Source organism: Deinococcus radiopugnans ATCC 19172 (assembly GCF_006335125.1).
Taxonomy (GTDB): domain Bacteria; phylum Deinococcota; class Deinococci; order Deinococcales; family Deinococcaceae; genus Deinococcus; species Deinococcus radiopugnans.
On sequence record NZ_VDMO01000001.1, the window covers coordinates 91,678 to 116,461 of the forward strand.

A 24,784-nucleotide genomic window follows, 5' to 3' on the forward strand; every position below is an offset into this window, starting at 1 on the left:
CACAGAGAGGCGGGGGTTGAGAGGTGACTGTTCTTGCCGCCCCGCCAGGTCTGGCAGGTGCGGCGGCAGTCACCTTTCACGCAGTCACATCCCAATCACCCCCCTTTTCCTAGGCTGCCGACACCTGCGGGACCGCGCCTCACACCCGCCCGCCAAGGAGACCTTCATGTTCAATGCACGCCCAGCCTTCCGAACGCTCCTGCTCAGTGTGCTGACCGTTGGCGCGGCCCTGGCCCACGGGCTGCCGTCCTCACCTGCCGCCCGCCCGTCAGGGCAACTGATCCGGCAGTTTCTCGCCCGCCCTGAGGGCACGGTGTCGCTGTCCCAGGCCACGCGCGGCGTCCACGCCTTCACGCTGAACGTTCACCGCATCGAGACCGAGATCGCGCCCGGCGTGCGGGTACAGCAGTGGGCCTTTGGTTTTCCGAGTCAGCCTGCCAGCGTGCCTGGCCCCGAACTGCGGGTCAAGGTGGGGGAGTTGGTGCGGATCACCCTGCACAACACCCATGACCAGCCGCATACGCTGCACCTGCACGGCATCACCAGCCTCGCTCAGGAGATGGACGGCGTGCCGCACCTGAGCCACGCCGTGTTGCCGGGTCAGTCCTTCACCTACGAATTCGTCGCCACCGAGGCGGGCACGTTTGCCTACCACTGTCACGTTCAGACCAACGTGCATCTGGACATGGGCATGTACGGGGCGCTGATCGTCGAAGACCCGGACGTCAAGCCTGTCTGGACCGCCGAACACACCCTGATCCTGGACGAGTGGGACAGCCACCATGACCCCGAGCAGCGGCCCTACACGCCGCACTACGACGAGTTTCTGGTGAACGGCAAGGCCTTTCCGCTGATTCCTGAACTCGACATTCCAGCGGGTCAGACGCAGCTGGTGCGGTTCGTGAACCTGGGGGCGCAGCCGCACAGCCTGCACCTGCACGGCACCAGCTTTCTGGTGATGGCCAAGGACGGCCATGACCTGCCCGCGCCGTATGTGGCCGACACATTGCCGATCCTGCCGGGAGAGCGCTACGACGTGCTGGTGAAAGGCCGTGACGGCACCTTCGTGTGGCATGATCACAACAGCAATGCCAACACCAACCAGGGCGAGTATCCGGGTGGGATGCACTTCGACGTGGCGGGCAGCCCGGCGCTGCGGGCGGATGGCACGCTGGCCCCACCTGCCGGGCATGATCACGGCGCGACGACGATGACTCTGCCCACGCCTGCATCCACGCCCGGCCCAGCTGAGACCGCCGCTGTGGTCAGGATCTCGAACTTCGAGTATGCCCCGGAAGCGGTGCGGGTGCGGGTGGGCGGTAGGGTCACCTGGGAGAATCACGACAGCGTGGGGCACGAACTGGCCGTGAGTGTGGGCGGTCAGGAACAGCGGGTGACGCTGCCGCCGGGGGGCCGGGCGAGCGTCACCTTTCCCGAGACGGGCAACTTCGTCTACCGTTGCCTGCCGCATCCCTTCATGACCGGGACCGTACAGGTGCAGTAGTGCGGCAGAGCTGCCGTTTGCGGCTCGCTGACCCGACGCTCCGTGGCTGGTCACGCTTCAGTCACACCCCGGCTTCTACTGTCGGCCAGGTTCGGCCCATGCGCCGATCTGACACAGGAGAACCCACCATGAAAAACCCTGCCTCCGCCCGTTTTCTGCTCCCTCTCATCCTGAGCGCTGCCCTGACCACCCCCGCACTGGCCCAGCACGGGGCGCACAGCCTGCCCGCCGTTCAGATCCAGGGACAGGACTACCAGTACAGCGGCCCGGCCAGCGTGCCTGCCGGCTGGACCACGCTTGAGTTCCGTAACACCGGCCAGGAACCCCATCATCTGCAACTGGTCCGCCTGCCGGACGGCATGACCCAGGCCAGCTTTCTGGCGGGTCTTCAGGCCAACGAGGGCGCCACCCTCGCCAGCGTGGAGATGGTGGGCGGCGTGGGGATGCTGCTGCCCGGCCAGTCGCAGCAGGTGACCGTGAACCTGAGCGAACCCGGCACGTACCTGGAACTGTGCCTGATTCCTGATGCCAACGGCGTGCCCCACCTGGCGCTGGGCATGGTCAAGACCTTGCAGGTGGCCCCCGCCGGAGCGGTTCAGGCCCAGCCACCCCAGGCCGACTTCCAGGTCAAGCTGGTGGATTACGGCTTCGAGCTGCCCAGGGGCGTGACCGTCACCGAAGGTCCGCAGGTCTGGGAGATCGCCAACGACGGCCCCGAGGGTCACGAGATGACCGTATTCCGGCTCGCACCTGGCAAGACGATGGAGGACGTGAATGCTTACCTGAAAAATCCCGAAGGCGCCATGCCGCTGATTCCGCTGGGCGGGGCACAGGCGATGGCAAAAGGGCGGGTGTCCTATCTGCATCTGGATCTCGCACCCGGCGAGTACGTGATGGTCTGCATGGTGCCCAGCCCCGGCCATCAGGGAGCGCCGCACGCCGTTCTGGGCATGCTGCGCCCCTTCACCGTTGCGGCCAAAACGGCCCAGCGCTGACAGGCGAAGGGGTGGACAGGCCCGGAGAGGGTGGCCTGTCCACCTGGTTCTGGACACTGGCGGGAAGAGGCGCATGAGCGGTATGCAGACGGAACGCCCTGTGGATCACCCACAACACGCTGGTCCTCCGCGTCCGCCTCCCTGGGCAGAGGAGGCTGGCCCCCGCCTGAGCGCCCTTCGGCGCGCAACGTCTGCACCGGACCGTGCCCTGCCCCCCCCTCTCAACACCGGAGACGCCATGAACATGCACAGGCTGAACGACATAACCTTCGCCGCTGGCGTGGCCGAGGGCTACACCCTGGTGGATTTCTGGGCACCCTGGTGTGCGCCCTGCCGCCTGATCGGCCCGGTCCTTGAGGAACTCGCCCGCGAATACCAGGGCCGGATCTCGGTGGCCAAGCTGAACGTCGACGAGAGCGCCGCCACGGCCCTGCGCTACCGGGCCATGAGCCTGCCCACGCTGATTCTGTTCAAGGACGGCGAGCCGGTCCGCACCACTGTCGGCGCTCAACCGAAACGGAATCTGAAGGCCATGCTCGACTCGGAACTGGCCCAGGACGCCGACTGAACGGCCGTTACCGCGTTGGAATTGACTCGCTGTCTCCCTGTTTCTGGACGCCGCCGAGGAGCGCCTGGGCCCGTTGCCTGAACGGTTCGAAAAACTCGGGCGGGACGTCAGGTTGGGCTCTCCGTTCCAGCCCGTCACGCAGCCCTAAGGCGGCCTGACAAGCGCCCTGGGGATCCTGGGCCGCAGCAGTGTGACCTGGCCTGGTTTTGCCTCCATCTGCCAACACGCTTAGGTTGTCACCGTGCGTGCGCTGAGGGGAATTGGGGCAACTTGAGAACAGGTCACGGCGGTGGATGGATGCGCCCGGCGGTGTCACGCCCCAGTCACATGCCTCCTTCTACCTTGCCCCCGTGCGACGCTCTCTCTTCTGGCTTCTCTCCACGTCCCTGTTCCTGTGCAGCCTGGCCCACGGTTCAGGCATTGCCGGCACAGACGCCGATCACAACGGCATCCGCGACGACATCGACACGTACATTGCCGAGCAGACCCCCGCGTCCTCAGCCACGCGGGCGGCGGCGCAGGAGTATGCGCGGGCCATCCAGAGCCTGGTGACGGGCGTACCGCCAACGGCGGGCGCAGAAGCCCCACTGCTGGCCCTTCTCCACAGCGGCGCACTGGGCAGTGGGGCATTGGGTAGCGAGGGACAGGACAACGAGGTCAGGGGCTGGGCCGAGTGGGCCAGAGAGTTGCGGGCCCGCACGGTCAACACGGGCGCGCGGCTCAACGCCTACGCCGCAGCGCTCGATGCGGCGGGGCCCCAGTTTGTTCCGCTCCAGCCGGACGGTGAAGGCGAGTGCCCTGCCGGCAACTGCACGGTGGTCATCTTCCAAAATGGAATCCTGACCTCGGAGGAGACGGCCCTGAAAAGCGTGCTGGCCCTGCGGCGGCTCCTCGGCGAGACGGCGGCCAACCAGCGCCTGCTATACGCGCTGAACTACAACCCCACCGAGGGAATGCGCGACTTTGTCGAGGTCTTCCGCCAGAAATTCGGCGAGCAGGATACGGCGGCAGCCTTCGCCGGGACGTTCGGGGAGCCGGGCGCGCTCTCGGGCGTGGCTGCCAGCCTGCTTCAGGCCAGGCTCAAGGCCGCAGCGGAGCCTCCAACCACGCTGGCGGGCTGGGCGACGGCCCTGACGCAGCCGGGCAGGCTTCTCTCCGGGGCCGGTGCCCTGATGCCCACGCCCGACGAGATCACGGGTGCCGTGCGCCAGTACGCGGAGGTCTACCTGAAGCAGCTGGTGCGCGCGACGGTGCAGATGCGGGAGCGCCTGGGCACCACCACGTATATGGACGACAATGCCCGGCAGCTCACGGACGGCGTGGAGGTCTACCTGCGCCGGGGGCTGCGGGTGGTGCTCGTCGCCCACAGCCAGGGCAACCTGTATGCCGACGTCGTGCACCGCGAACTCGCGCGCCGGGGTGTGTCCACCGCCCGGTTTGCGGTTGTTGGCGTCGCCGTCCCTAACGGGCAGTCTCCTGCCGGTGGACCGTACGTCTCGACCCAGGCGGACCTCGTGCTGGGGGCCCTGCGACTGGTGTTCCCGGTGCTGGAAGCCAATGACCGCACGGTGGCGGCGGGGCAGCCGGGCGGGACGTTCCTCGGCCACGCCTTCGTGGACGTGTACACCAGTCCAGGGTCCGTGGTGTCAGGGCGGGTCAGGGACGCCGTCTATCACGCCATCGAACAGGTGGCCCGGCCGTGAGGTCAGGGCCGCAACTTTGCCGCTCCGGAACACCCCAGCCCGGACCGTCCCCGTCCTCTGGAACCTCGGTCCCCCTGGCCACCGGGGTTCCAGGCCGGTTGAACGGCTGTGCCACCCATCTGGCCTGCCGGTCAGTGGTTCATGGCATGGTGGGGGGGTGACCCCCGTGATCCGTGCGTACCAGCCGTCTGACCGGGCCGCCTGCCTGGATATCTTCGACGCGAACACGCCGCAGTCGTTCGTGCCGGGTGAGCGGCCAGCGTTTGAGGCCTGGCTGGACGAAGCGCCAGGCCGGGCCGACTACCTGGTGATGGAGGGGCCACCGGGCGTGGTGGCTTGCGGCGGCCTGTGGGTCAGCGAGGATGCGGAGCGGTCGGCGGGCTTGGCCTGGGGCATGGTGCATCCGGCCTGGCAGCGGCAGGGGCTGGGCGACGCGCTGGCCCGGGTGCGGCTGGCGCGTCTGCAGGCGCTGGGGGTGACGCGGGCGGTGCTGGACACCAGTCAATTCACCGCCCCGTTCTACGCCCGGCTGGGGTTCCAGGAGGTGCGGCGCACGCCCAACGGCTACGGACCGGGTCTGGACCGCGTGGATATGGTGGTGGACCTGACCGATGCAACCGGCGGCCAGTCCTGGCCCGCCCTGGCTCAATCTACAGAGTAGACCGGAGCAGGCAGAGGGGCGGCCGTTTGATCTTCCGGAGCGCCACTGGTTCACGTTCCTGGTGGGTTTCGCCCGCACTGGGCCTGTACGCTGACACGTGATGTCCTCCTCCGCCCCGGTGTCCAGTCTCAGCAAGTCGCAGCTGCGCGGCGCAGCCTCCTCCATACTGATCAGTGCGGTCTTCGCGCTGATCTGGGGCATCAATGGCAGCCTGGCGCTGCCAGGAGGGTGGAGCGTCCTGGCGTTGGGCGTGGTGCTGCTGGTCACCGCAGCGCTGGCGTGGCTGGTGCGGACGCTCGGCCGACGGGTGCCCCACGCGCCCGTCGGCCCGGATTCGCCCGGCCCCAACCCCTTCACGACCACGGCCTACCGGGTGTCCCTGGGCGCCATGATCGTGGCCTTTCCCCTCACCGCCCGCCTCCTGACGGCCAACGGCTGGGAGCAGGCCATCATGGCCGCCGCCGTGATCATCGTGGGCCTTCACTTCATCGGGCTCATCTTCGCGTTTCGCAACGGCATCTTCGCGTGGGTGGCGGGTGCCTTCTGTCTGCTCGGTGGAGCGTCCCTGCTGCTGCCTGCGGCGGTGCGGACGCCGCTGCTGGGGCTGGGCTGCGCGCTGATCTTATGGCTTGGCGTGACGCCCCTGGCCTTGCGAACCCTTCAGAGCAGTCGACAGGCCGCCCAGGGTTAACAGTCCTTTTTATGACCCTTGAGACACACAGGCTTTTATGACCAACCGGCGTTACCAGACAAATGAGAGTATACCTCCTCCTTAATTCCCACGCTTCTGCACCTGCCCAAGCTGCTGAAAGGGCCTTCAGCAACCTGGAGACCAGTTGAATGCGCCACACGGTGCCGCTGTTGCCGTCATGGTCCAGCGCGGTCCAGACGAGTGGCACGGTGTACCCGTGGAGGACGACGCCAAGGACCAGGAGATTCAGGGGGGATTCCCCACGTTCCCAGGTGGTGCGGTCCAGGCTGAGCAGCAACTTCCCTGGAGGCAGTAAGGCCAGGAGAAACGCCAGGAAGACGGGCTCTATGAGCTGAGGATCCCGGCAACCTCGTTCCACCCGGCGTTTCTTCGCTTCGATGGAACTCGTGCCGGGGAGATGAGCACACAGGTCACTCTGATTCACGCTCCTGGCCGTGACCATCGCGAAGACGATGTCCACGACACGCTGCAGCGTGTCGTGGCGCAGGAAAAGGACGCAGGCTTTGAAGTGGCGGGTCAGTTCGCTCCGCTGGAGGTCGGCGGGTTTTGGCGTGGTCACAGACCCAAGACACCGCCATTTGTCGTGCCGGTTCGCAACCAGTCACACGTTCAGGGATTTGCCGTCCAGCACATTCTCAATATGGAGTTGTCCGGTACACAGGATGAGCTAAAAAAAACGGGCGCATCAAGTTGTGGGATATGCGGCTTTATCTGGTAACGCCGGTTGCATGTCGGCTCAGCGCCTCAGCCAAGCTCCATTCTGAGCGGAATCCGGAAGAACGTTCAGTCAACATTGGGACTCTCAGCCTCGTGCGGCGCTGGCCGCCCATACTGCTTGACCATGTCCGCTTCCCCCCAGTTCTCCGGTTTCGTGCAGGTGCGCGGCGCACGGGAACACAACCTCAAAGACCTCTCGGTGCAGTTGCCCCGCGACGCCCTGGTGGTGTTTACCGGAGTTTCGGGCTCAGGCAAATCCTCGCTGGCCTTCGGAACGCTGTACGCCGAGGCGCAGCGGAGATACCTGGAATCGGTCTCGCCGTACGCCCGCCGCCTGTTTCATCAGGTGGGGGCGCCCGAGGTCGACGCCATCGAGGGCCTGCCTCCCGCCGTCGCCCTGCAGCAGCAGCGCGGCGCCCCCACAGCCCGCTCCTCGGTGGGCAGCGTGACCACCCTGTCCAACCTGATCCGGATGCTGTACTCGCGCGCCGGCACCTACCCCCCGGGCCAGGGCATCGTCTACGCCGAGGGCTTCTCGCCCAACACCCCGGAAGGGGCCTGCCCCAACTGCCACGGCCTGGGGCGGGTCTACGAGGTCACCGAGGCCTCGATGGTGCCGGACCCGTCGCTGACCATCCGGCAGCGGGCCGTCGCGGCCTGGCCGCAGGCCTGGGGTGGACAGAACCAGCGCGACATCCTGGTGTCGCTGGGCACCGACGTGGACCGGCCGTGGCGTGAGCTGCCGCAGGACACGCGCCAGTGGATTCTGTTCACCGACGAGCAGCCGGTGGTGCCGGTGTATCCAGGACTGACGCCCGAGGAAACCCGGCGGGCCGTGAAACGCGGCGCCGAGCCCGGCTACATGGGCACCTTCAGCAGCGCGCGGCGGCACGTGCTGCACACGTTCGCCACCACCGAAAGCGCGTCCATGAAACGGCGCGTGCAGGGGTACATGATCTCCACCGAATGCCCGGTGTGCCGCGGCAAGCGGCTGCGCCCCGAGGCGCTGGCCGTCACGTTCGCCGGCCTCGACATCACCGAACTCTCCCGGCTGCCCCTGAAACAGGTGGCCGCCCTGCTGCGCCCCTACGCCAGCGGTCAGGAGAGCGGGCACGCCCGGCTCGTCCAGCAGCAGCCGGAGCAGGCCCTGGCGCAGCGGCGCCTGAGCGGGGACCTGTGCGCCCGGCTGAAGGTGCTGCTGGACCTGGGCCTGGGCTACTTGCAGCTCGAACGCTCGACGCCCACGCTGTCGCCCGGCGAGTTGCAGCGGCTGCGGCTGGCCACCCAGCTGTATTCCAACCTGTTCGGCGTGGTGTACGTGCTGGACGAACCGTCGGCCGGCCTGCATCCCGCCGACACCGAGGCGCTGCTCACGGCGCTGGGGGGCCTGAAGGCGGCAGGCAACTCGCTGTTCGTGGTGGAACACGACCTGGACGTGGTGCGCCGCGCCGACTGGCTGGTCGACGTCGGTCCCGGCGCCGGGGAACAGGGCGGCGAGATCCTGTACAGCGGGCCGCCGGCAGGGCTGCGGCAGGTGACGACGTCCAGGACCGCCGAATATCTGTTCCGAACCGTCCCGGTCCACACTCACCCGCCGCGCACGCCCTCCGGCTGGCTGGAATTGGGCGGAGTCACGCGCCACAACCTCGAAGACCTGAGCGTCCGGTTTCCGCTGGGCGTGCTGACGTGCGTGACCGGCGTCTCCGGCTCGGGCAAGTCCACCCTGGTCAGTGGGGTGCTGGCCGAGACGCTGGCCCGCCACTTCGGGCAGCCCCCGGTGGACCCGGCCGCCGACGCCCCCGATGACGGGGAACCCGGCGACGCCCCGGCGGCCCTCACCACGCAGCTGGGGGGCGACGTGGCCGCGCTGTCGCGGCTGGTGCAGGTCAACCAGAAGCCGATTGGCCGCACCCCTAGAAGCAACATGGCCACCTACACCGGGCTGTTCGATCACGTCCGCAAGCTGTTTGCCGCCACCCCGCTGGCCCGGCAGCGCGGCTACGGGCCGGGGCGCTTTTCCTTCAACGTCAAGGGCGGACGCTGCGAACACTGTCAGGGCGAGGGCTGGGTGATGGTAGAGCTGCTGTTCCTGCCCAGCGTGTACGCGCCGTGTCCGGTGTGTCATGGAGCGCGCTACAACGCCGAGACGCTCGACGTCCAGTACCGCGGCCGCAACGTCGCCGAGGTGCTGGGCATGACCGTGGACACCGCCTGGGCCTTCTTCCAGGACGACGCGGCGGTGTTCCGCAGCCTGGACACCCTGCGCGAGGTGGGGCTGGGCTACCTGAGGCTGGGGCAGCCCGCCACCGAACTCTCGGGCGGCGAGGCCCAGCGCATCAAGCTGGCCACCGAACTGCAGCGCGCCGGGCGCGGCAAGACGCTGTACCTGCTGGACGAACCCACCACTGGCCTGCACCCGGCCGACGTGGACCGGCTGGCCCGGCAGCTGGACCGGCTGGTGGACGCGGGACACACCGTGATCGCGGTGGAGCACGACATGCAGCTGGTGGTGGGCAGCGACTGGGTGATCGACGTCGGCCCCGGTGCGGGAGACGAGGGCGGCCAGATCGTGGCGCAGGGCCGCCCCCAGGACGTGGCGCAGGCTGCGGGCAGCCGCACCGCCCCGTACCTGGCCCAGGCGCTGGGCACCCCCGAACGGCGCGCGTCCGCCCCCTGACCGCGACGACGCTGCTGAGCACGCGTCCTCACCTGCCTGGAGACGGTGCAGGCGGCCGGGGCGTCAGCGATTGGGTAGGATGAGGGGAAAGGGAGGTCAACATGCCTGAAGGACGCCCGGATCGACCCCAGCCCATCGCCCTCAACCGCTATGACCTGCAGGGTCAGCTGGCCCGGCTGCGCGGCGACACACCTCTGGCGGAACACGGGCGCGATTCCCTCACGCTGGTTCGTGACGCCGGTTTTACCCTGCTGCTGGTGGTCCTCAAGGCCGGAAAGGGCATGCCGAACCACACCGCCCCCGGCCCGATCAGCGTGCTGGTGCTCGACGGGCGGGTCGCCTTCACGGCCCAGGACACCCGCCTGGAACTCGGCCCGCATGAGCTGGCGACCCTGCCCGTCCGCGTTCCACACGAGGTGACCGCGCTGGAGGACAGCGCCGTCCTGATCACCATCGCCGAACCCGTCACCCACACCAATCCGGTGGGTCTTGAAAGCGAGCGGCAGGGCGCCGGCGGAGCCTCGTCCCGGCAGGACTGAAGGCAGGCCGCGCGGCGGCCGGCCCCATTCAGGAAGGGAACCCGCCGTGACCTACACCAGCTGGCGCAGCGTCAGCAGACGCAGCAGCAGCGTCGTCCGGTCCACCGGACGGGCCGCCGGCGGCCTGAGCCCCCGCGCGGCCCCCACCAATGGGCTGCGCCGCAGGGTGCCGAGGGCACTGCGCAGTGGATGCCGGCGCAGCGGCGAGAGGCTGTCCAGCAGGGCCAGGATCGCCTCGGGGGGCACGAACCCGTCCAGGCGGCTGGGGCCGCAGCGCCCAGCTGCCGCGCCAGGGTGTCACGGCCGCGCAGCAATTCGGCGGTCCAGTCGGGGGCGTAGCCCGAGACGCGCGCCAGCGGCACCCTCATCAGCCCAGGGTCCAGTTCCAGCAGCGCCTGCTTGAACAGGGTCTTCTCGCGGATCAGGCGTCTGGGCAGGGTCTGCATGAATTCCAGCAGGGCGCCGTCCAGCAGCGGAAGATGAACCGGGGCCACCCGGCCGGCGAACTGCTCGCGCCACGGCATCAGCCGGCGCGGTCCCAGCTGTTCGAGGTAGGCCAGGGTTTCGAGCTGCGTGGGGTCCAGCCCGGACGGCAGCCGCCCGATCAGCGCCTGCAGCTCGTGGCCGTACGCGCCCTGCAACCTGGCGTGGCCGGCAGCCGGCAGCACCCCTTGCAATCCGGCCAGCGCCTGGGCGTCCGGCAGACGGGCGTGCAGCAGCAGTTCGGTCATCGACCGCGCGGGCCGGTCGTACCAGCCGAACAGCTGTTCGCCGGCAAAGATAGCGCTGGGCGCGTGCCCGGCCAGTTCGGCCCAGGCGTCGGCCTCGTCGCAGAAATTGGCGACGCCCTGGCCCCAGGCCGCATTGCGCCGCAGGGCAGCCCCCACGTCCCCCCGGTAGGCCTGCAGGGTCACGTGCGGCGCGCCGTACTGCCGGGCCAGCTGCCGGGCGACGTCCGCGTCGCTGCCGGGGCGCGGCGGACCGTCGCTGTAGGAAAAAGTGTGAATCTCGCGCCCCGAACTGCTCAGCAACGTCAGCAGCCCGCGCGAGTCGTAGCCGCCACTGAGCGACAGAAACACGCGCGGCCCGGCCCGCCTCAGGCGCCGGTCCACCGCCGCGCGCAGCAGCCCGGCCAGTTCGGCGCGCAGCTCGGCCACCGGGCGGCGTGACGGCGGCCCGAAGCGGAAGGCCCAGTAGGGCCGGGCCGTCGCCCCGTCCGGCGCCAGGGCATGCACGCAGGCGCGGTCCAGCGAACTCACTCCCTGATAAAGGGTCAGGTCACCAAGCATGACCCCGCTGGCCACGGCGCAGGCCACTCCAGCCGGGCTTAAGGGACGCTGGGTGAACTCCGGACGGTTCAGCTGGGTGGAGACCAGCAGGGTGTCTTCCTCCTGCGCGGCGTACACCTTCAGGGACGCCATGCGGTCCGTCACCGCCCACAGGTGACCGGCCGGCACGTCCACCAGGGCCAGAGCGAACGAGCCTTCCAGGTGCTGGGCAAAGGTGGCACCATGCCGCGTGTACAGGGCGAGGACAGCCTGCAGGTCGTGGCTGTACAGCTCTCCCCGCAGCACCACGGCCAGGCCCCGCTCGGGCAGCACCAGGAACCGGGTCCCCAGGGCGCCGAACTCCACCTAGGTCTGGCCCACGGCGAAGGGTTGATCCAGGAGGCGCGGCAGGGCCTGAGCGTCCGCTGGAGGCCCCTTCCGCCGGCTCACCCGCACGGTCCAGCCTTCCAGAGCGCTGTCAACTTGGGGCATGGGCCTCGGTTGTGTTCACTGCCGACAGGGTAACTTGAATCCGGACGGTTCAGGGCCGCGCGGATCCTTAAGACGCGGGAAGGTCCGGCGCATCCGGCATGAACGGCCGCGGGGCATAGTGCAGCGATGTCAGATGCCAGAGAAAAGGTCGAGCGGGCCAGCCTTCAGGTGGCGCCGGGCCTGGAAACGCTGGCCCGCTTCGGCTATGCCAGCAAGGGCGTGGTCTACGGCACGGTGGGCGCGCTGGCGCTGGGTCTGGCGCTGGGGGCCGGGGGCAGCACCACCGACACCAGGGGAGCGCTGCTGCGCCTGCAAGACCTTCCCGGCGGCAGCGTGGTGCTGTGGATCTTGATGGTGGGGCTGGTGGGCTACGCGCTGTGGCAACTGGTGCGGGCGATGCTGGACCCTGAACACCAGGGCACCGGGGCCAGGGGGCTGGTCAAGCGTGCGGGCTATCTGATCAGCGGCGGCGCGTATCTGGTCCTGGCCGTGTTCAGCGCCCGCGTCGCGGCCCAGGGCAGCGCCCCCCGCGACCCGAACAGCGAGGCCCAGGCGGCCCAGCAGGTGCTGCAACTGCCCGGCGGCCAGCTGCTGCTGGGCCTGGCTGGCGTGGCGCTGCTGGCCGTCGCGGCCCACCAGCTCTACAACGCTTACGAGGCCAGATTCATGAAGCGCATGGCCTTGACCGATGTGGGGGCGCAGTACAAAGGCACCCTCAAACGCATCGGGCAGCTGGGGATCGCGGCGCGCGGCCTGCTGCTGGGCCTCGTGGGCGTTTTTCTGCTGGTGGCCGCGTGGCGCAGTCAGGCCAGCGTCGTCATCGGCACGGCCGAGGCCCTGGCCTGGCTGCGTGAACAGCCCGCCGGACAGTTCCTGCTGGGCGCGGTGGCGCTGGGAACGCTGTGCTACGGCGTGTGGTGCCTCACCCAGGCGCTGTACCGCCGCATCAAGGTGGCTGACTGAGGCCCGCCGCCCAGGAAAAGGCGAAATCGTGGACCGACAGCCCGCGCCGCAGCGTCGAGGCTCAGTACCAGATGCTCACGGGGGGGGAGTGGACCATGGCGCGCAGCAGGTCGCTGGCCGTCAACACGCCCAGCAGCATGCCGTCCTGATCGACCACCGGCAGGCCACGGATGTCGTGCTGCAGCATCAGGCGGGCGGCGCGCTCGATGCGCGACTGCGGCCCGACTGTCGCGGTGGCCGGGGCCATGACGTCCTGCACCGGCGTGTGGGGCGGCGCGGCGCTCACGCGGGGATCGGACTGAAGCACCAGACCAGTCAGGCGGCCCGCCGTCACCACCGGCAGGCAGCGCAGGTGGCCCTCTTCAAGCAAACTCCGCGCCTCGCCCAGCGGCGTCTGAGGGGTCACCGTGACCACATCGCGGGTCATCTGATCGCGGATCTTCATGGGAACCTCCGGAGCCAGGGGCGGGCCGCACCGAACCGCAAGGGGTCAGGGCAGGGACCGAGCGTGGCACGGCCATCCTGCCGCGCGATCCGTTGGGGACGGTCAGGCGCCCCTGCGCCGTTCCGCGCCCCCACCACGGCGGGCCGTCTCCCCATTCTAGCCCCCAGCCTCAGGAGAACGGCAGCGTCCGGGTGATCATGACGCCGCCCCGCCTTCCCCGGTGCCCAGGGGCGAACCCCCACCGCCGAGGTTCAGGCGGCTGCCCGCGCTAGCGCACGTAGGACGCGCCGTTGATGTCCAGCGTCGCCCCGGTCATGTGCCGCACCAGCCCCGAGGCCAGGAACACCACGGTGGCGGCCACGTCCTCCGGCGGGGCGGCGTCGCCCAGCGGGAATTCACGGGTCAGATCCGCCGCGTGCTCTTGCAGGTACGCCTCGGCCATCTCGGTGCGGACCCAGCCGGGGGCCACCGCGTACGCCAGCACCCCCTCGTGGGCAAAGCCGCGGGCCACCGAACGGGTCAGCGCAATCACCCCGCCCTTCGAGGCCGCGTAATGCATGGCGTCCGGCTGATCGCCCCGGAAGGCGGCCCGGCTGGCAATGTTGATGATGATGCCGCCGCCCTGGCCCCGAAACTGCCGGATGGCTTCCCGGCAGGTCTCCGCCACGCTCAGCAGGTTGACCTGCAGGGTCTCGTGCCACACGGCGGACCACGCGTCCAGAGGATCGTCCACCGTCACGGCCGGCGCGATCCCGGCGTTGTTGACCAGCACGTCCACGCGGCCCTGCCACGCGGCGGCGGCCTGAAACAGGCGGGCCGCCTCGCCCTCCTGGGCCAGGTCACCGGTCAGCAGGTGCAGCCGCGCCGCCCCGAACTCCTGGAGCAGCGCCTCGCCGCCCTGCCCACGGCGCCCCAGGTGGGCCACCACCGACGCGCCCGCCTCCAGCAGGCTGCGCACACACGCCGCGCCGATGCCGCGCGAGGCTCCGGTGACCAGGACCACTTTGCCGCTTAGATTGATCATGCCCGACAGTCAAGCACAGGCCCGTCCGGCCTGAAGCCGGCACCTGCCTCCTGCCGTTCCAGATCGCGAAATTCCTCGCCTCTTCTGCGCCTTGAACACTCCTCACGGCGTTCAGGTCGACGGGTCGACTCTTCAGTCGGCGTCCGGATAACATCCGGCCATGCCTGCGCCGCCCCTCCAAGACCGTGACCCCCGCCGCGAGTACGACCAGGCCCGCCAGACCTGCCCTGTGCAGCGGCAGGCCGGAAAGGTGATCGTCTACGGGCATCCTGAAGTGACCGAGGTCGTCACTCAGCCTGAGCTCTTTTCAAGCGCGGTGTCACGCTTCCGGCAACTTCCCAACGGGCTGGACGGGGCCGAGCACCAGCAGTGGCGGGCGTTAACGGACCCGTACCTGATGGACCCCGAGAACCTGCGTGAGGTCGAGCACCTCGCGCGGCAGGTGATGCGCGAGGTGCTGGGTGGCCTGACCCTGCCCGCCACCGTGGAGGCGGTCAGCGACCTGGGGGCGCGCTACGCGGTGCGCGTGCAGCTGCGCTGGCTGGGCTGGCAGGCCGATCTGGAGGGCCAGCTGCTGGACTGGGTGCAGGAAAACCGCCGCGCCTCCCGCTCCGGGGACCACGCGTGGACGGGCCGGGTGGCCGAGGCGTTCGACGCGATCATCCGCGGCGAACTGGCCCGCCGGCGTGGGCAGGAACGGGACGACGTCACCGCCCGCCTGATGAACGAACAGGGCTCGGGCCGCCCGCTGCAGGATGAGGCACTGGTGTCGGTCCTGCGCAACTGGACCTCGGGCGACCTGGGGTCTCTGGCGCTGTGCGCCGGCGTGATCGTGGCTTTCCTGGCCGAGCACGCCGAGGTTCAGGCCCGGCTCCGGGCGGGAGTGACGACGCAGGAATTTGACGCCGCGCTGGACGAGATCCTGCGGATGGATGACCCCTTCGTGGCCAACCGCCGCGTGGCGCTCCGGGACACCCGGTTGGGCGGGGTGGCCGTCGCCCGGGGAGAGGTGGTGCAGGTCAACTGGACGGCGGCCAACCGCGACCCGCGCGTCTTTGCCGATCCTGACGCCTTCTGTCCCGCGAAGCATGCGCCTGACAACCTGGTCTACGGCCTGGGACCGCATGCCTGTCCCGGACGGGCGCTGTCCACCCTGGAACTGCACGTGTTCACCGAAGAGTTGCTGCGCGCCACCCACAGCGTCACCTGGGCCGCAGCAAGCACCCGGGAGCTGCCTCCGGGCGGGGGATACGCGACGGTGGTGGTGCGCCTGGCCTGAGCCGTCCGCAGGAGGCACAACGGCGTCATGAACGGGCCGCGCACGGGACGGACAGCCCCACCACCCTCACCGCAACGGTGGGCTGCCCCATCTTTCCACCGGGCTGAGAGCCTGGAGGTGGGCGCCGGGTGCTGAAGCTCCGTGGGCCAGGACCGCACCTGCCCGGCTGTTTGTTAGCGTGACGCATGTTCCGCGACCCACCCCCACCCTTCCGGCGGCGCCTGCGCGAGCTGGGCATCGTGCCCGGTATCCTGGCGCCCGGCCCGCTCAACGCCATCACCGACGTCTCTGACGTTCTGGTGGGGCACGAAACCCTGATGGTGGAACCGGGCCTGCGGACCGGCGTGAGCGCCGTTCTCCCCCACCGCGGCAACGTCTTCGAGGACCGCGTTCCCGCCGGCGTCGCCATCGGCAACGGCTTCGGAAAATTCGTGGGGCTGACGCAGGTTCAGGAGCTGGGGGAACTGGAAACGCCGGTCCTGCTGACCAACACCCTGAGCGTGGCCCCGGCGATGCAGGGACTGGTGGAATGGACGCTGGCCCGCAACCCGCAGGCCCTCAGCGTGAACGCCGTGGTGGGCGAGACCAACGACGGCGTGGTCAACGACATCCGGGCGCGGGCGCTGACCCCCGAACATGCGCTTCGCGCGCTGGCCGCGGCGCGTGGCGGCCCCGTGCAGGAGGGCTGTGTGGGCGCGGGCACCGGAACGGTGGCCTTCGGCTGGAAGGCCGGGATGGGCACCAGTTCCCGCGTGCTGCCGGCCTCGCTGGGCGGCCACACGGTCGGCGTGCTGGCACAGGTGAATTTCGGCGGGGTGCTGCAGGTGGCCGGCCTGCCGGTGGGCCAGCGGACCGGACGGCACTACCTGCGCGGCGAGCTGGACCGGGGCGACGCGGACGGCTCGGTGGTGTTCATCCTCGCGACGGACGCGCCGCTGTCGGACCGCAACCTGCGCCGGCTGGCCGGGCGGGCCTTTCTGGGCCTGGGCCGCACCGGCTCGGCCATGAGCAGCGGCAGCGGGGACTACGCGCTGGCCTTTTCAACGGCGCAGGCGGTGCGGCGCACCCCACCCAGGCGCGGCGCACCCTGGACCCCGCTGGAGCTGCCCAACGATCTGGTCTCGCCGCTGTTCCTGGCCGCCATCGAGGCGGCGGAGGAGGCCATCCTCAACGCGCTGTGCATGGCGGTGCCGGTGACCACCCATGACGGTCAGCAGATCGAGGCCCTGCCGCTGGAGCTGCTGGCCGACGCCTGGGCCGCGGCTGGGCGTGGGCGGCCCGGACAGGGTTGACCTCGGGGTGTGATGGACACCCGGCACGCGGCGCTTGCTCACCTGAGTGTTCCCTCCCCTCCCCTGGTGGCCTGGCAAAGTGCCCCATCGGCGGCGTTCGGTTGCCCATGACCAGACTTATAAAAAACCGCTTGTCAGACGCGGGACAGACGCCGCCCGGCAGGATGCGGACCATGATCGGCGCCCCCTTGCCACCTCACGAATACGTCCGGCTGCTGGATCTGGCCCGCTACGAGATTCTCGACACCCCCCGTGAGGAAGTGTTCGACCGCATCACCCGGCTGACCGCCCGCCTGCTGGGCACCCCGGTGGCGGTGATCAACTTCGTGGACCAGGACCGCCAGTGGGGCAAGTCCAGCGTGGGGGTGGGCGACACGACGGCCCCACGCCACGATTCGTTCTGCGCGTGGACCATCCTGCAGGACGGGCCGCTGGTGATCGAGGACACCCAGACCGATCCACGCTTCGCGCACAACCCGATGGTGACCGGCGAACCGCACATCCGCATGTACGCGGGCGCGCCGCTGACCACCCCGGCGGGGCAGCGCATCGGCACGCTGTGCGTCACCCATCACCAGTTCCACCCCCTGACCCCGGACGACCTGCAGGCCCTGCAGGACCTGGCCGCGCTGGTCATGGGCGAGCTGGAACTGCGGGCCAGTTCCCTGGCGCTGGCCCATGAGCTCAATGCCCAGCAACTGCGCAATGCCGACTTGCAGCGCAGTCTCGCCCACGCCCACGTCCTGGAAGGCGTCAGCAGCCTGATGGACCTGGACCTGAGCCCCGAGGAAACGACCCTGAGCGCTGCGGCCCTGCTGGGCGAGGCGCTGAACGCGGACTACATCGGGCTGCTGATCTTCGAGGGCGGCGAGCTGCGCGTGGAGGCCGCTCACCAGACCCCGCAGGTGGCTCCGGCCATGGGCGCCCTGCCCGCCCCGCGGCCCGACTGGTCCGGCTCGATCACGCGGACCCTCACCGATCTCAGGCGCCCGCTGTACCTGGACGACTACCCGTCGGTCCCCGGCGCGCTGACAACGATGGTGGACGCCGGGGTTCAGCAGGTGGCCTGGAAACCGCTGGGCACCCGCGGCGGCGTGACCTCGCTGCTGATGGCCGTGCGGCTGCGCGACAATCCGGTGACGCGCTGGCGGGGCAGCGACCGGGCGCTGCTGGAGGCGGCGGGGCGCAGCGTGCGGGGCGCCCTGGACCGGCGGCTGGAAATGCAGCTGGCCCGCCAGGAGGCCCGGCACGACGCGCTGACCGGCCTGCTCAACCGCCGGGCGCTGGAGGAGGACCTGCGGCAGCGCCAGCAGGACGGCGCGCCCTTTCTGCTGGCCGGGCTGGACCTCGACGGCCTGAAGGCGCTGAACGATCAGGAGGGCCACGCGCAGGGCGACAAGCTGCTGCAGGTGTTCGCCCGCACCCTCCGGATGGAGGTGGGCAAGGCGGGAGAGGTCTACCGCCTGGGCGGCGACGAATTCGTGATCCTGGAGAGCGTGGACGAGGACGCGGTTCATCACGCGGTGGACATGGCGGTGCTGGCCGCCCGGCAGGTGGGCGCGCTGCGCGGAGCCAGCGTGGGGGTGGCCCACAGCCACGAGGGCGAGGGCGAAGCGCTGCTGGCGCTGGCCGATGAGCGCATGTACGGGGTCAAACGGCGGCGGCAGGCCGTGCGGCAACAGCAGGCCCTCTCGTCCTGAGCGGCTGATCCGACCTGTGCTTCTCCCCTGGCCCGCCCACGCTGAGGCGGATTAGGACCGCTCCGGTCCAGTCCGGTCCCCGGCCGCCAGCCGCTCGATTTCCAGAATCAGGGCGCTGTGGTCCAGCCCGCCCCCACCGTCCCGCGCCAGCGCGCCGAACAGGTCATGCACGCGCCGACTCAGCGGCAGGGTCAGGCCCACGGTGGCCGCCACGTCCAGCACGGCGTCCAGATCCTTGAGCTGGGTGGTCACGGTGCCGCCCGGCTCGAAGCGGCGTTCGTTCATGCGCTGGCCGTGCAGTTCCAGGATGCGGCTGTGGGCGAAGCCGCCCATGATCGCCTCACGCACCTGGACGGGATCGGCCCCGCCCGCACGCGCCAGGCTCAGGCCCTCGGCCACCGCGCCGATGGTCACGGCCACAATCGCCTGATTGACCAGCTTGCACAGCTGGCCGGCTCCGTGCGGCCCGACCAGCGTGGGCCGGCCCAGCACGCTCAGCAGCGGCGCGGCGCGCTCGAAATCGGGCTGATCGCCGCCCACCATGATCGCCAGCGTACCCTCGGCCGCCCCCACGGTGCCGCCGCTGACCGGGGCGTCCAGCGCCTGGCCCTGCCGCGCGGCGATCAGCCCGGCGTGTTCACGGGCCAGCGCCGGGTGGATGCTGCTCATGTCGACGAACAGCGTGCCGGGGCGCGCGGCTTCCAGCACGCCGCCGCGCAGCACCTCGCCCACCACCGGGCCGTCGGGCAGCATGGTGATGACCACGTCCGCCTCTGTCACCGCCTCCGCCGCGCTGGGGGCCGCCCCCGCCCCGGCCTCCACCAGTTCGGCCAGCGGCTGCGGCGAGCGGTTGAAGGCGGTCACCGGCACGCCCGCCGCGAGCAGTCGCCGGACCATCGGGCGGCCCATCAGGCCGGTGCCGAGAAAGGCCACCTTCGGCCAGGAGGCTGAACGGGCGCTCACGCCGTTACGCCGTCACGCCGCGCACGTTGACCTCGAAGCGGTACAGGCTGGTGCTGGCCGCGATAAACAGGGTGGTGCCGTCCGGGCCGCCGAAGGTCAGGTTGCCGATGGCCTCGGGCACCGCGATCTCGCCCAGGCGGGTGCCGTCCGGCGCGAAGACCTGCACGCCGCTGCCGCTGCTGGTCCACAGGTTGCCGTGAACGTCCACCCGGAAGCCGTCGGGAAAGCCCGGCGAGACCTCGGCGAACACGCGGGCATGGGCCGCCTCGCCGTCCACCACGTCACCGTCCACCACGTCGTAGGCCAGGATATGGTGATGCCGCTCGGGCCAGTGCGTTTCACCCGAATGCGTCCCCGCCGTGTCGCCCACGTACAGCACCGATTCGTCCGGACTGAAGGCCAGCCCGTTGGGACAGACCATCCCGCGCACCACTGCCCGGAGGTCCCCCGTTTCGGGATCAAAGCGGTAGACCTCCTGCCCCGGCTGCTCCTGGGTGCCGCCGTAGCCTTCCTGCGGCTGAATCAGGCCGTACGGTGGATCGGTAAACCAGATGCTTCCGTCACGCGCCACCACCACGTCGTTGGGACTGTTGAGGCGCCGGCCCCGGTACTCGCCCACCAGCACCGTCCAGCGGCCGTCCTGCTCCTGCCGGACGATGGCGCGCTCCCCGTGCGAGCAGCCGACGATGCGGCCCTGGTGGTCCAGGGCGTGACCGTTCTGGAAGTGCGAGGGCTTCAGGTACTCCTGCACCTCGTGACCCTCCTGCCAGACCAGCAGGCGGTTGCCGGGAATGTCGCTCCAGACCACGCGGCCATCCGGCAGGTACACCGGCCCCTCGCCCCAGGTGGACCCGGTCCACAGCCGCTCCAGCACGGCTCCGGCTTTGAGCAAGGGGCGCAGGCGCTCGTCGGCCATCTCGATGTGTGTCTCAGGGTTCGTTGCGGGTGCGTCCAAGATCAGTCTTCCCCCTCGTCTGGTGCTGGCTCGTCTGGTACTGGCTCGTCCGGCTCCAGCATATCCCGCTGATCCTGGGGCTCCAGACTCACGCTGGCGGCCCGTTCCACTCGCTGTTTAGACAAGTGCGGTCTGTTTAGACACCGGGCCGTGCATCACGGTCAGGATCGCCGGCCATCCCTTGCGGAACACCTCAGAAAATGAGTTTGTCAGAAGGGGTTTGTCAGGATATTTTCGTGTCTGTGCCCCTCCCGCCCACCCCCCCGCTCCCGGCGAGGTGCGACTGTCAGGCCATCCGGCCCACAGCCGCCAACGGTCCGGACGGGCTGGCTGTCCGGGCGGCGTCCACCCACCTTCAGCGCAAGCTCTGGACCGCCCTGGAGGCGCACCACGTCCGCTTCCACAGCCACGGGGCGGCGTTCGTCCTGGCTCCCGAGACCTTCGCCACGCTCCGGGCACTGCTCTGCACCTTCACGTCCACCGAACGTCAGGAAGTGCTCGCCACGCCGTGGCACGGGGACGGCCCGGACCCCTGGCAGACCGCACCGCTGGAACAGTGGCTGCACCGCCTGGACACCGCCTGGTTTTCCGACGCCTGCCAGCACCTGTCTTTTGACGTCCAGCCTATCGTGGAGCTGCGCGGCCTGCAGGTCTACGGTCATGAGGCGCTGGTCCGCGCGCAGTGGGACGGGCAGCGGCTGGGGGCGCCCGCCCTGCTGCGCGCCGCCGCCGCCCACGGGCAGCGCCGCGCCTTCGACGCCCACGCCCGCCTGGGCGCCATCACCCAGGTGTATCCGGCGCTGCCCCGGGACCAGCGGCTGTTCATCAACTTCTCGCCCAGCGTGGTCTACAACCCCGACGTCTGTCTGCGCTCGACTTTTGAGACCTGCCGTCAGGTGGGGGCCGACTTCTCCCGGCTGGTGTTCGAGGTGACCGAGAGCGAGGCGTTCCCTGACCTGACGCTGCTGCGGCGCTACCGGGCCGAGGGCGCGCAGGTGGCGCTGGACGATCTGGGGGCCGGGCACACCAGCCTGACCTACCTGGCCGAGTTGCAGCCGGATGTGGTGAAGCTGGACCGTGGCCTGACGCATGGGCTGACCGGCGACGACGCCCGGATGCCGCTGGTGCAGGCCCTGATCACGTATGCCCACGATCTGGGCATCCGCGTGGTGGCCGAGGGCATTGAAACCGCCGCTGAACTGGCCCTGGTGACCGCGCTGGGCAGCGATTACGGCCAGGGCTACCACCTGGGCCGCCCGGCAGCGCAGCCAGTCTTCGGTGGCCTGCACCTGTCCTAACTGCGCGTGGGCCGCGCCGCTGCCGGGAGCCGCCAGCGGCGCAGATGATCCCACCAGAACAGTTCGTCAACTGGACTTGACGCCCCGTACAGTCGACGCTACGCTCAGGCATGTCTTACGCGCTGGGTGTGCTGCGCTCCTCTGTGCAGGAGCAGCGGAAGCAGGCGGGGCTGGGGGCCGCCGAGCTGGCCCGCCGGGCGGGCATCACCCGTCAGGCGCTGCACAACATCGAAACGGGCCATTCGGCGCCCACCACCGTGGTGGCGTTGCGGCTGGCCCAGGCGCTGGGTTGCCGCGTCGACGAACTGTTCAGCCTGAGTCCCGGCACCGTGCAGGCCCGCCTGACCGGCGACGCCGCGCCGGGGGGACGCGTGCGGCTGGCCCGGCTGGCCCACGAGCTGCTGGCCGTGCCGCTGCACGGCGCGGCGGGCCTGACCCACCAGGCCGACGGCATGATCACGGCGCAGCGGGGGGCGCAGGTGGACGTGGACCTGGGCGGCGACCTGGAGCTGGCCGGGCGCTCGGCCGTCCTGACCGGTTGCGATCCCTCGCTGGATCTGCTGGCCGCCCACACCGGGCGGGCCGCGCCAGGGACACGGGTAATCACGCGCCCGGCCTCCAGTCAGGCGGCGCTGGCAAGCCTGGCGGCGGGCGAGGCGCACGTGGCGGGCGTTCACCTGTGGGACGCGGAGAGCCAGGAATCCAACCTGCCGTTCGTGCACCGCCTGGGTCTGAACCAGCCGGTGCATGTCATCGCGCTGTGGACCTGGGAGCAGGGCCTGCTGACGGCGGCGGGCAATCCCAGGCACGTCCGGGGCGTGGGCGACCTGCGCGGCGGCACCCTGCGCCTGATCAACCGTGACCCCGGCGCGGGCAGCCGTCTGATGCTGGACGCGTGGCTGGACGCGGCGGGCATCGGCGGCCCCGAACGGCAGGCGCTGCCCGGCTACCGCGACGAGGTGGACTCCCCGCTGGAGGCCGCCCGCCGAGTGCAGTCGGGCGCGGCCGACGTCGCGCCCGGCCCCCGCATCGCCGCGCAGGCGCTGGGGCTGCATTTCGTGCCTCTGCAACGCGAACACTTTGACCTGATCGTGCCTGAGGCCCACCTGAACCATCCGGCAGTCCAGGCGCTGCTGCACACGGCCCGCAGCCCGGCCTTCCTGCTGGAACTGGCCGCGCTGGGCGGCTACGACGCGGCGCAGGTGGGGCATCTGCGGGGCATCGTCGCATGACCTTCACTCCGGCCCCATTCCAGTCCAGCTGAGGTTCACGATGAAGAAAAAACTGCTGATGTCCACCCTTCTCCTGAGCCTGGGCAGTGCCAGCGCGGCCAACCTGACCGTGTTCGCCGCCGCCTCGCTGACCGACGCCTTCGCCGAGATCGGTCAGGCCTTCGACGCGAAGACCGGGCACACCACCCGCTTCCAGTTCGCTGGATCGCAGGCCCTGAGGACGCAACTGGACCACGGCGCGCGGGCCGACGTGTACGCCAGCGCCAACAACGCGCAGTTCGACCCACTGGTGAAATCGGGGCTGGTCACGGCCGGTCAGCCGTTCCTGAGCAACCGGCTGGCCGTGATCGCCCCGAAGAACAACGCGAAAGTACAGACGCTGGCAGACCTGAGCAAACCGGGCCTCAAACTGGTGATCGCCGACAAGGCCGTGCCCGTCGGCGATTACACCCGCCGTATGATCAGCGCCATTGACAAGTCCGGCGCTTACGGTCAGGACTTCTCGGGGCAGTTCCTGAAAAACGTGGTGAGCGAGGAGCCGAATGTGCGGCAGGTGGCCCTGAAGGTGCAACTGGGCGAGGCGGACGCCGCCGTGGTCTACAGCTCGGACGTCACGCCTGCCCTGCGGCCCAATGTCCGGGTGATCACGCTGCCCACCCGCTTCAACCAGAGCGCGAGCTACCCCATCGGGACGCTGAAGGACGCGGCCAGTCCGGAGGCGGCGCAGGCTTTCGTGAAGTTCGTGCTGTCGGGCGAGGGACAGGCCATCTTGAAGAAATGGGGCTTTCTGAAACCACAGTAATGCCCACCTGCCCGCAGCCCCCAGCCTTCTCCGCGCCACCCAGGGAGACCCATGTCGCTCAGCCGTCCCTATCCCCTTGACTGTTCCGTGTCCGCCCGTCCAGTTCCGCTCCCGTCCAGTCCAGGCGTGACGCGCTGATCAGCCGGCCCCTTCCCGACGACGCGGCCGCCCGCCGCCCGTCCGCCCGCCCCAGACGGCGCGGCGTGCCGGGCGTGCCGCTGGCGCTGAGCGCACTGCTGGTGGTTTTTCTGGTGCTGCCGGTGCTGGCGCTGCTGCTGCGCGGCCTGAACGCGCAGTTTCTGCCCACGTTGCTGGGGCCGGTGGTGCTGGACGCCCTGCGCATCAGCTTGCTGACCACCAGCTGCACGATGGTGCTGACCGTGCTGCTGGGCACGCCGGTGGCGTGGTTGCTGGCCCGGTACGATTTTCCCGGCAAGACGGCGCTGGACACGCTGCTGGACCTGCCCATCGTGCTGCCGCCGGTGGTGGCGGGCGTGGGGCTGCTGCTGGCCTTTGGGCGCAGCGGCCTGCTGGGGGCGCCGCTGGAGCTGGCGGGCATCAGCGTGGCGTTCTCGCCGGCGGCGGTGGTTCTGGCGCAGCTGTTCGTGGCGGCTCCCTTTTACCTGCGGACCGCCAAGGCCGGCTTCATGGCGGTGGACCGCGACGTGGAAGACGCCGCCCGCACCGACGGGGCGGACCGCTGGACCGTCTTCCGCTACATCACCTGGCCGCTGGCCTCCGCGTTCCTGCTGGAGGGTCTGGTCCTGACCTGGGCGCGGGCGCTGGGCGAATTCGGGGCCACCATTCTGTTTGCCGGCTCCCTGCAGGGCCGCACGCGCACCATTACCCTGGCGATCTATTCGGCCCTGGAATCCGACCTGGCCCCGGCGCTGGTGCTGTCGGCGGTGATGGTGCTGGTGGCGTTCACGGTGCTGGCCGTGGTGCGGCGGCTAGGCAGCCTGCACACCCCCCGCTGAGCCGGGAAGACCGGCCCA

General features: G+C 69.9%; 22 protein-coding genes. 17 read left to right on the forward strand and 5 right to left on the reverse strand.

Annotation, left to right across the window (positions count from 1 at the left end):
- Positions 1 to 166: 166 nt before the first annotated feature.
- The 9 genes from FHR04_RS00380 to FHR04_RS00415 all read left to right on the forward strand — a co-directional run bounded on the left by FHR04_RS00380 (position 167) and on the right by FHR04_RS00415 (position 10,076).
- Positions 167 to 1,504 carry a multicopper oxidase family protein gene (locus tag FHR04_RS00380; protein WP_139399814.1) on the forward strand — a complete coding sequence of 446 codons (1,338 nt, stop codon included), beginning with the start codon at positions 167 to 169 and terminating at the stop codon, positions 1,502 to 1,504.
- Positions 1,505 to 1,632: 128 nt separating this feature from the next.
- Positions 1,633 to 2,499, forward strand: a complete 867-nt coding sequence (locus FHR04_RS00385) for a cupredoxin domain-containing protein (protein ID WP_139399816.1) — start codon at positions 1,633 to 1,635, stop codon at positions 2,497 to 2,499.
- Positions 2,500 to 2,737: 238 nt separating this feature from the next.
- Positions 2,738 to 3,067 (forward strand): thioredoxin, encoded by a 330-nt coding sequence (gene trxA, locus FHR04_RS00390; protein WP_139399818.1) that lies wholly within the window; start codon positions 2,738 to 2,740, stop codon positions 3,065 to 3,067.
- 350 nt (positions 3,068 to 3,417) lie between these two features.
- Complete coding sequence (locus tag FHR04_RS21140) at positions 3,418 to 4,770, forward strand: hypothetical protein (RefSeq protein ID WP_211344156.1); 1,353 nt, start codon at positions 3,418 to 3,420, stop codon at positions 4,768 to 4,770.
- Between the two features lie 157 nt (positions 4,771 to 4,927).
- Positions 4,928 to 5,431, forward strand: a complete 504-nt coding sequence (locus tag FHR04_RS21145; protein ID WP_211344157.1) for a GNAT family N-acetyltransferase — start codon at positions 4,928 to 4,930, stop codon at positions 5,429 to 5,431.
- Between the two features lie 100 nt (positions 5,432 to 5,531).
- Positions 5,532 to 6,122 (forward strand): hypothetical protein, encoded by a 591-nt coding sequence (locus FHR04_RS00400; protein WP_139399822.1) that lies wholly within the window; start codon positions 5,532 to 5,534, stop codon positions 6,120 to 6,122.
- 418 nt (positions 6,123 to 6,540) lie between these two features.
- Positions 6,541 to 6,861 carry a hypothetical protein gene (locus FHR04_RS20830; protein WP_170213796.1) on the forward strand — a complete coding sequence of 107 codons (321 nt, stop codon included), beginning with the start codon at positions 6,541 to 6,543 and terminating at the stop codon, positions 6,859 to 6,861.
- A gap of 123 nt (positions 6,862 to 6,984) precedes the next feature.
- On the forward strand, positions 6,985 to 9,537 hold the full coding sequence (locus tag FHR04_RS00410; RefSeq protein WP_139399824.1) for an excinuclease ABC subunit UvrA: 2,553 nt from the start codon (positions 6,985 to 6,987) through the stop codon (positions 9,535 to 9,537).
- Positions 9,538 to 9,638: 101 nt separating this feature from the next.
- Positions 9,639 to 10,076, forward strand: coding sequence for a cupin domain-containing protein (locus tag FHR04_RS00415; protein ID WP_139399826.1), 438 nt, complete (start codon positions 9,639 to 9,641; stop codon positions 10,074 to 10,076).
- A 71-nt stretch (positions 10,077 to 10,147) separates the two neighbouring features.
- On the opposite strand, the gene FHR04_RS00420 is transcribed toward FHR04_RS00415, so the two are convergent.
- A complete protein-coding gene (locus FHR04_RS00420) occupies positions 10,148 to 11,710 on the reverse strand; it encodes an asparagine synthase-related protein (protein WP_139399828.1) in 1,563 nt (520 codons plus the stop codon).
- A gap of 252 nt (positions 11,711 to 11,962) precedes the next feature.
- Here FHR04_RS00420 and FHR04_RS00425 point away from each other — a divergent pair, with 252 nt between their 5' ends.
- Positions 11,963 to 12,799 (forward strand): DUF1206 domain-containing protein, encoded by an 837-nt coding sequence (locus FHR04_RS00425; RefSeq protein ID WP_139399830.1) that lies wholly within the window; start codon positions 11,963 to 11,965, stop codon positions 12,797 to 12,799.
- Between the two features lie 61 nt (positions 12,800 to 12,860).
- Here FHR04_RS00425 and FHR04_RS00430 read toward each other — a convergent pair whose 3' ends face one another.
- Together FHR04_RS00430 and FHR04_RS00435 are read right to left on the reverse strand one after the other, a co-directional pair.
- On the reverse strand, positions 12,861 to 13,244 hold the full coding sequence (locus FHR04_RS00430; RefSeq protein WP_139399832.1) for a CBS domain-containing protein: 384 nt from the start codon (positions 13,242 to 13,244) through the stop codon (positions 12,861 to 12,863).
- A gap of 268 nt (positions 13,245 to 13,512) precedes the next feature.
- The gene (locus tag FHR04_RS00435) at positions 13,513 to 14,268 is read right to left on the reverse strand and encodes an SDR family NAD(P)-dependent oxidoreductase (RefSeq protein ID WP_139399834.1); all 756 of its coding nucleotides are present in this window, start codon (positions 14,266 to 14,268) and stop codon (positions 13,513 to 13,515) included.
- 160 nt (positions 14,269 to 14,428) lie between these two features.
- Here FHR04_RS00435 and FHR04_RS00440 point away from each other — a divergent pair, with 160 nt between their 5' ends.
- The 3 genes from FHR04_RS00440 to FHR04_RS00450 all read left to right on the forward strand — a co-directional run bounded on the left by FHR04_RS00440 (position 14,429) and on the right by FHR04_RS00450 (position 18,539).
- Complete coding sequence (locus tag FHR04_RS00440; protein ID WP_139399836.1) at positions 14,429 to 15,547, forward strand: cytochrome P450; 1,119 nt, start codon at positions 14,429 to 14,431, stop codon at positions 15,545 to 15,547.
- Between the two features lie 185 nt (positions 15,548 to 15,732).
- Positions 15,733 to 16,839: a P1 family peptidase gene (locus FHR04_RS00445; protein WP_139399838.1), complete on the forward strand. Its 1,107-nt coding sequence runs from the start codon at positions 15,733 to 15,735 to the stop codon at positions 16,837 to 16,839.
- Positions 16,840 to 17,012: 173 nt separating this feature from the next.
- Positions 17,013 to 18,539 carry a sensor domain-containing diguanylate cyclase gene (locus FHR04_RS00450; protein ID WP_139399840.1) on the forward strand — a complete coding sequence of 509 codons (1,527 nt, stop codon included), beginning with the start codon at positions 17,013 to 17,015 and terminating at the stop codon, positions 18,537 to 18,539.
- Positions 18,540 to 18,590: 51 nt separating this feature from the next.
- On the opposite strand, the gene FHR04_RS00455 is transcribed toward FHR04_RS00450, so the two are convergent.
- Together FHR04_RS00455 and FHR04_RS00460 are read right to left on the reverse strand one after the other, a co-directional pair.
- The gene (locus tag FHR04_RS00455; protein ID WP_211344158.1) at positions 18,591 to 19,502 is read right to left on the reverse strand and encodes an NAD(P)-dependent oxidoreductase; all 912 of its coding nucleotides are present in this window, start codon (positions 19,500 to 19,502) and stop codon (positions 18,591 to 18,593) included.
- Positions 19,503 to 19,506: 4 nt separating this feature from the next.
- Entirely contained in the window at positions 19,507 to 20,457 is a 951-nt protein-coding gene (locus FHR04_RS00460) for an SMP-30/gluconolactonase/LRE family protein (RefSeq protein WP_249038898.1), read from the reverse strand.
- A gap of 236 nt (positions 20,458 to 20,693) precedes the next feature.
- On the opposite strand from FHR04_RS00460, the gene FHR04_RS00465 reads away from it, so the two are divergent.
- The 4 genes from FHR04_RS00465 to FHR04_RS00480 all read left to right on the forward strand — a co-directional run bounded on the left by FHR04_RS00465 (position 20,694) and on the right by FHR04_RS00480 (position 24,766).
- Entirely contained in the window at positions 20,694 to 21,755 is a 1,062-nt protein-coding gene (locus FHR04_RS00465; RefSeq protein ID WP_249038899.1) for an EAL domain-containing protein, read from the forward strand.
- 110 nt (positions 21,756 to 21,865) lie between these two features.
- Complete coding sequence (locus FHR04_RS00470) at positions 21,866 to 22,987, forward strand: substrate-binding domain-containing protein (protein ID WP_139399843.1); 1,122 nt, start codon at positions 21,866 to 21,868, stop codon at positions 22,985 to 22,987.
- 40 nt (positions 22,988 to 23,027) lie between these two features.
- The gene (modA, locus tag FHR04_RS00475; protein ID WP_139399845.1) at positions 23,028 to 23,789 is read left to right on the forward strand and encodes a molybdate ABC transporter substrate-binding protein; all 762 of its coding nucleotides are present in this window, start codon (positions 23,028 to 23,030) and stop codon (positions 23,787 to 23,789) included.
- Positions 23,790 to 23,992: 203 nt separating this feature from the next.
- Positions 23,993 to 24,766, forward strand: coding sequence for an ABC transporter permease (locus FHR04_RS00480; protein WP_139399847.1), 774 nt, complete (start codon positions 23,993 to 23,995; stop codon positions 24,764 to 24,766).
- Positions 24,767 to 24,784: the final 18 nt, after the last annotated feature.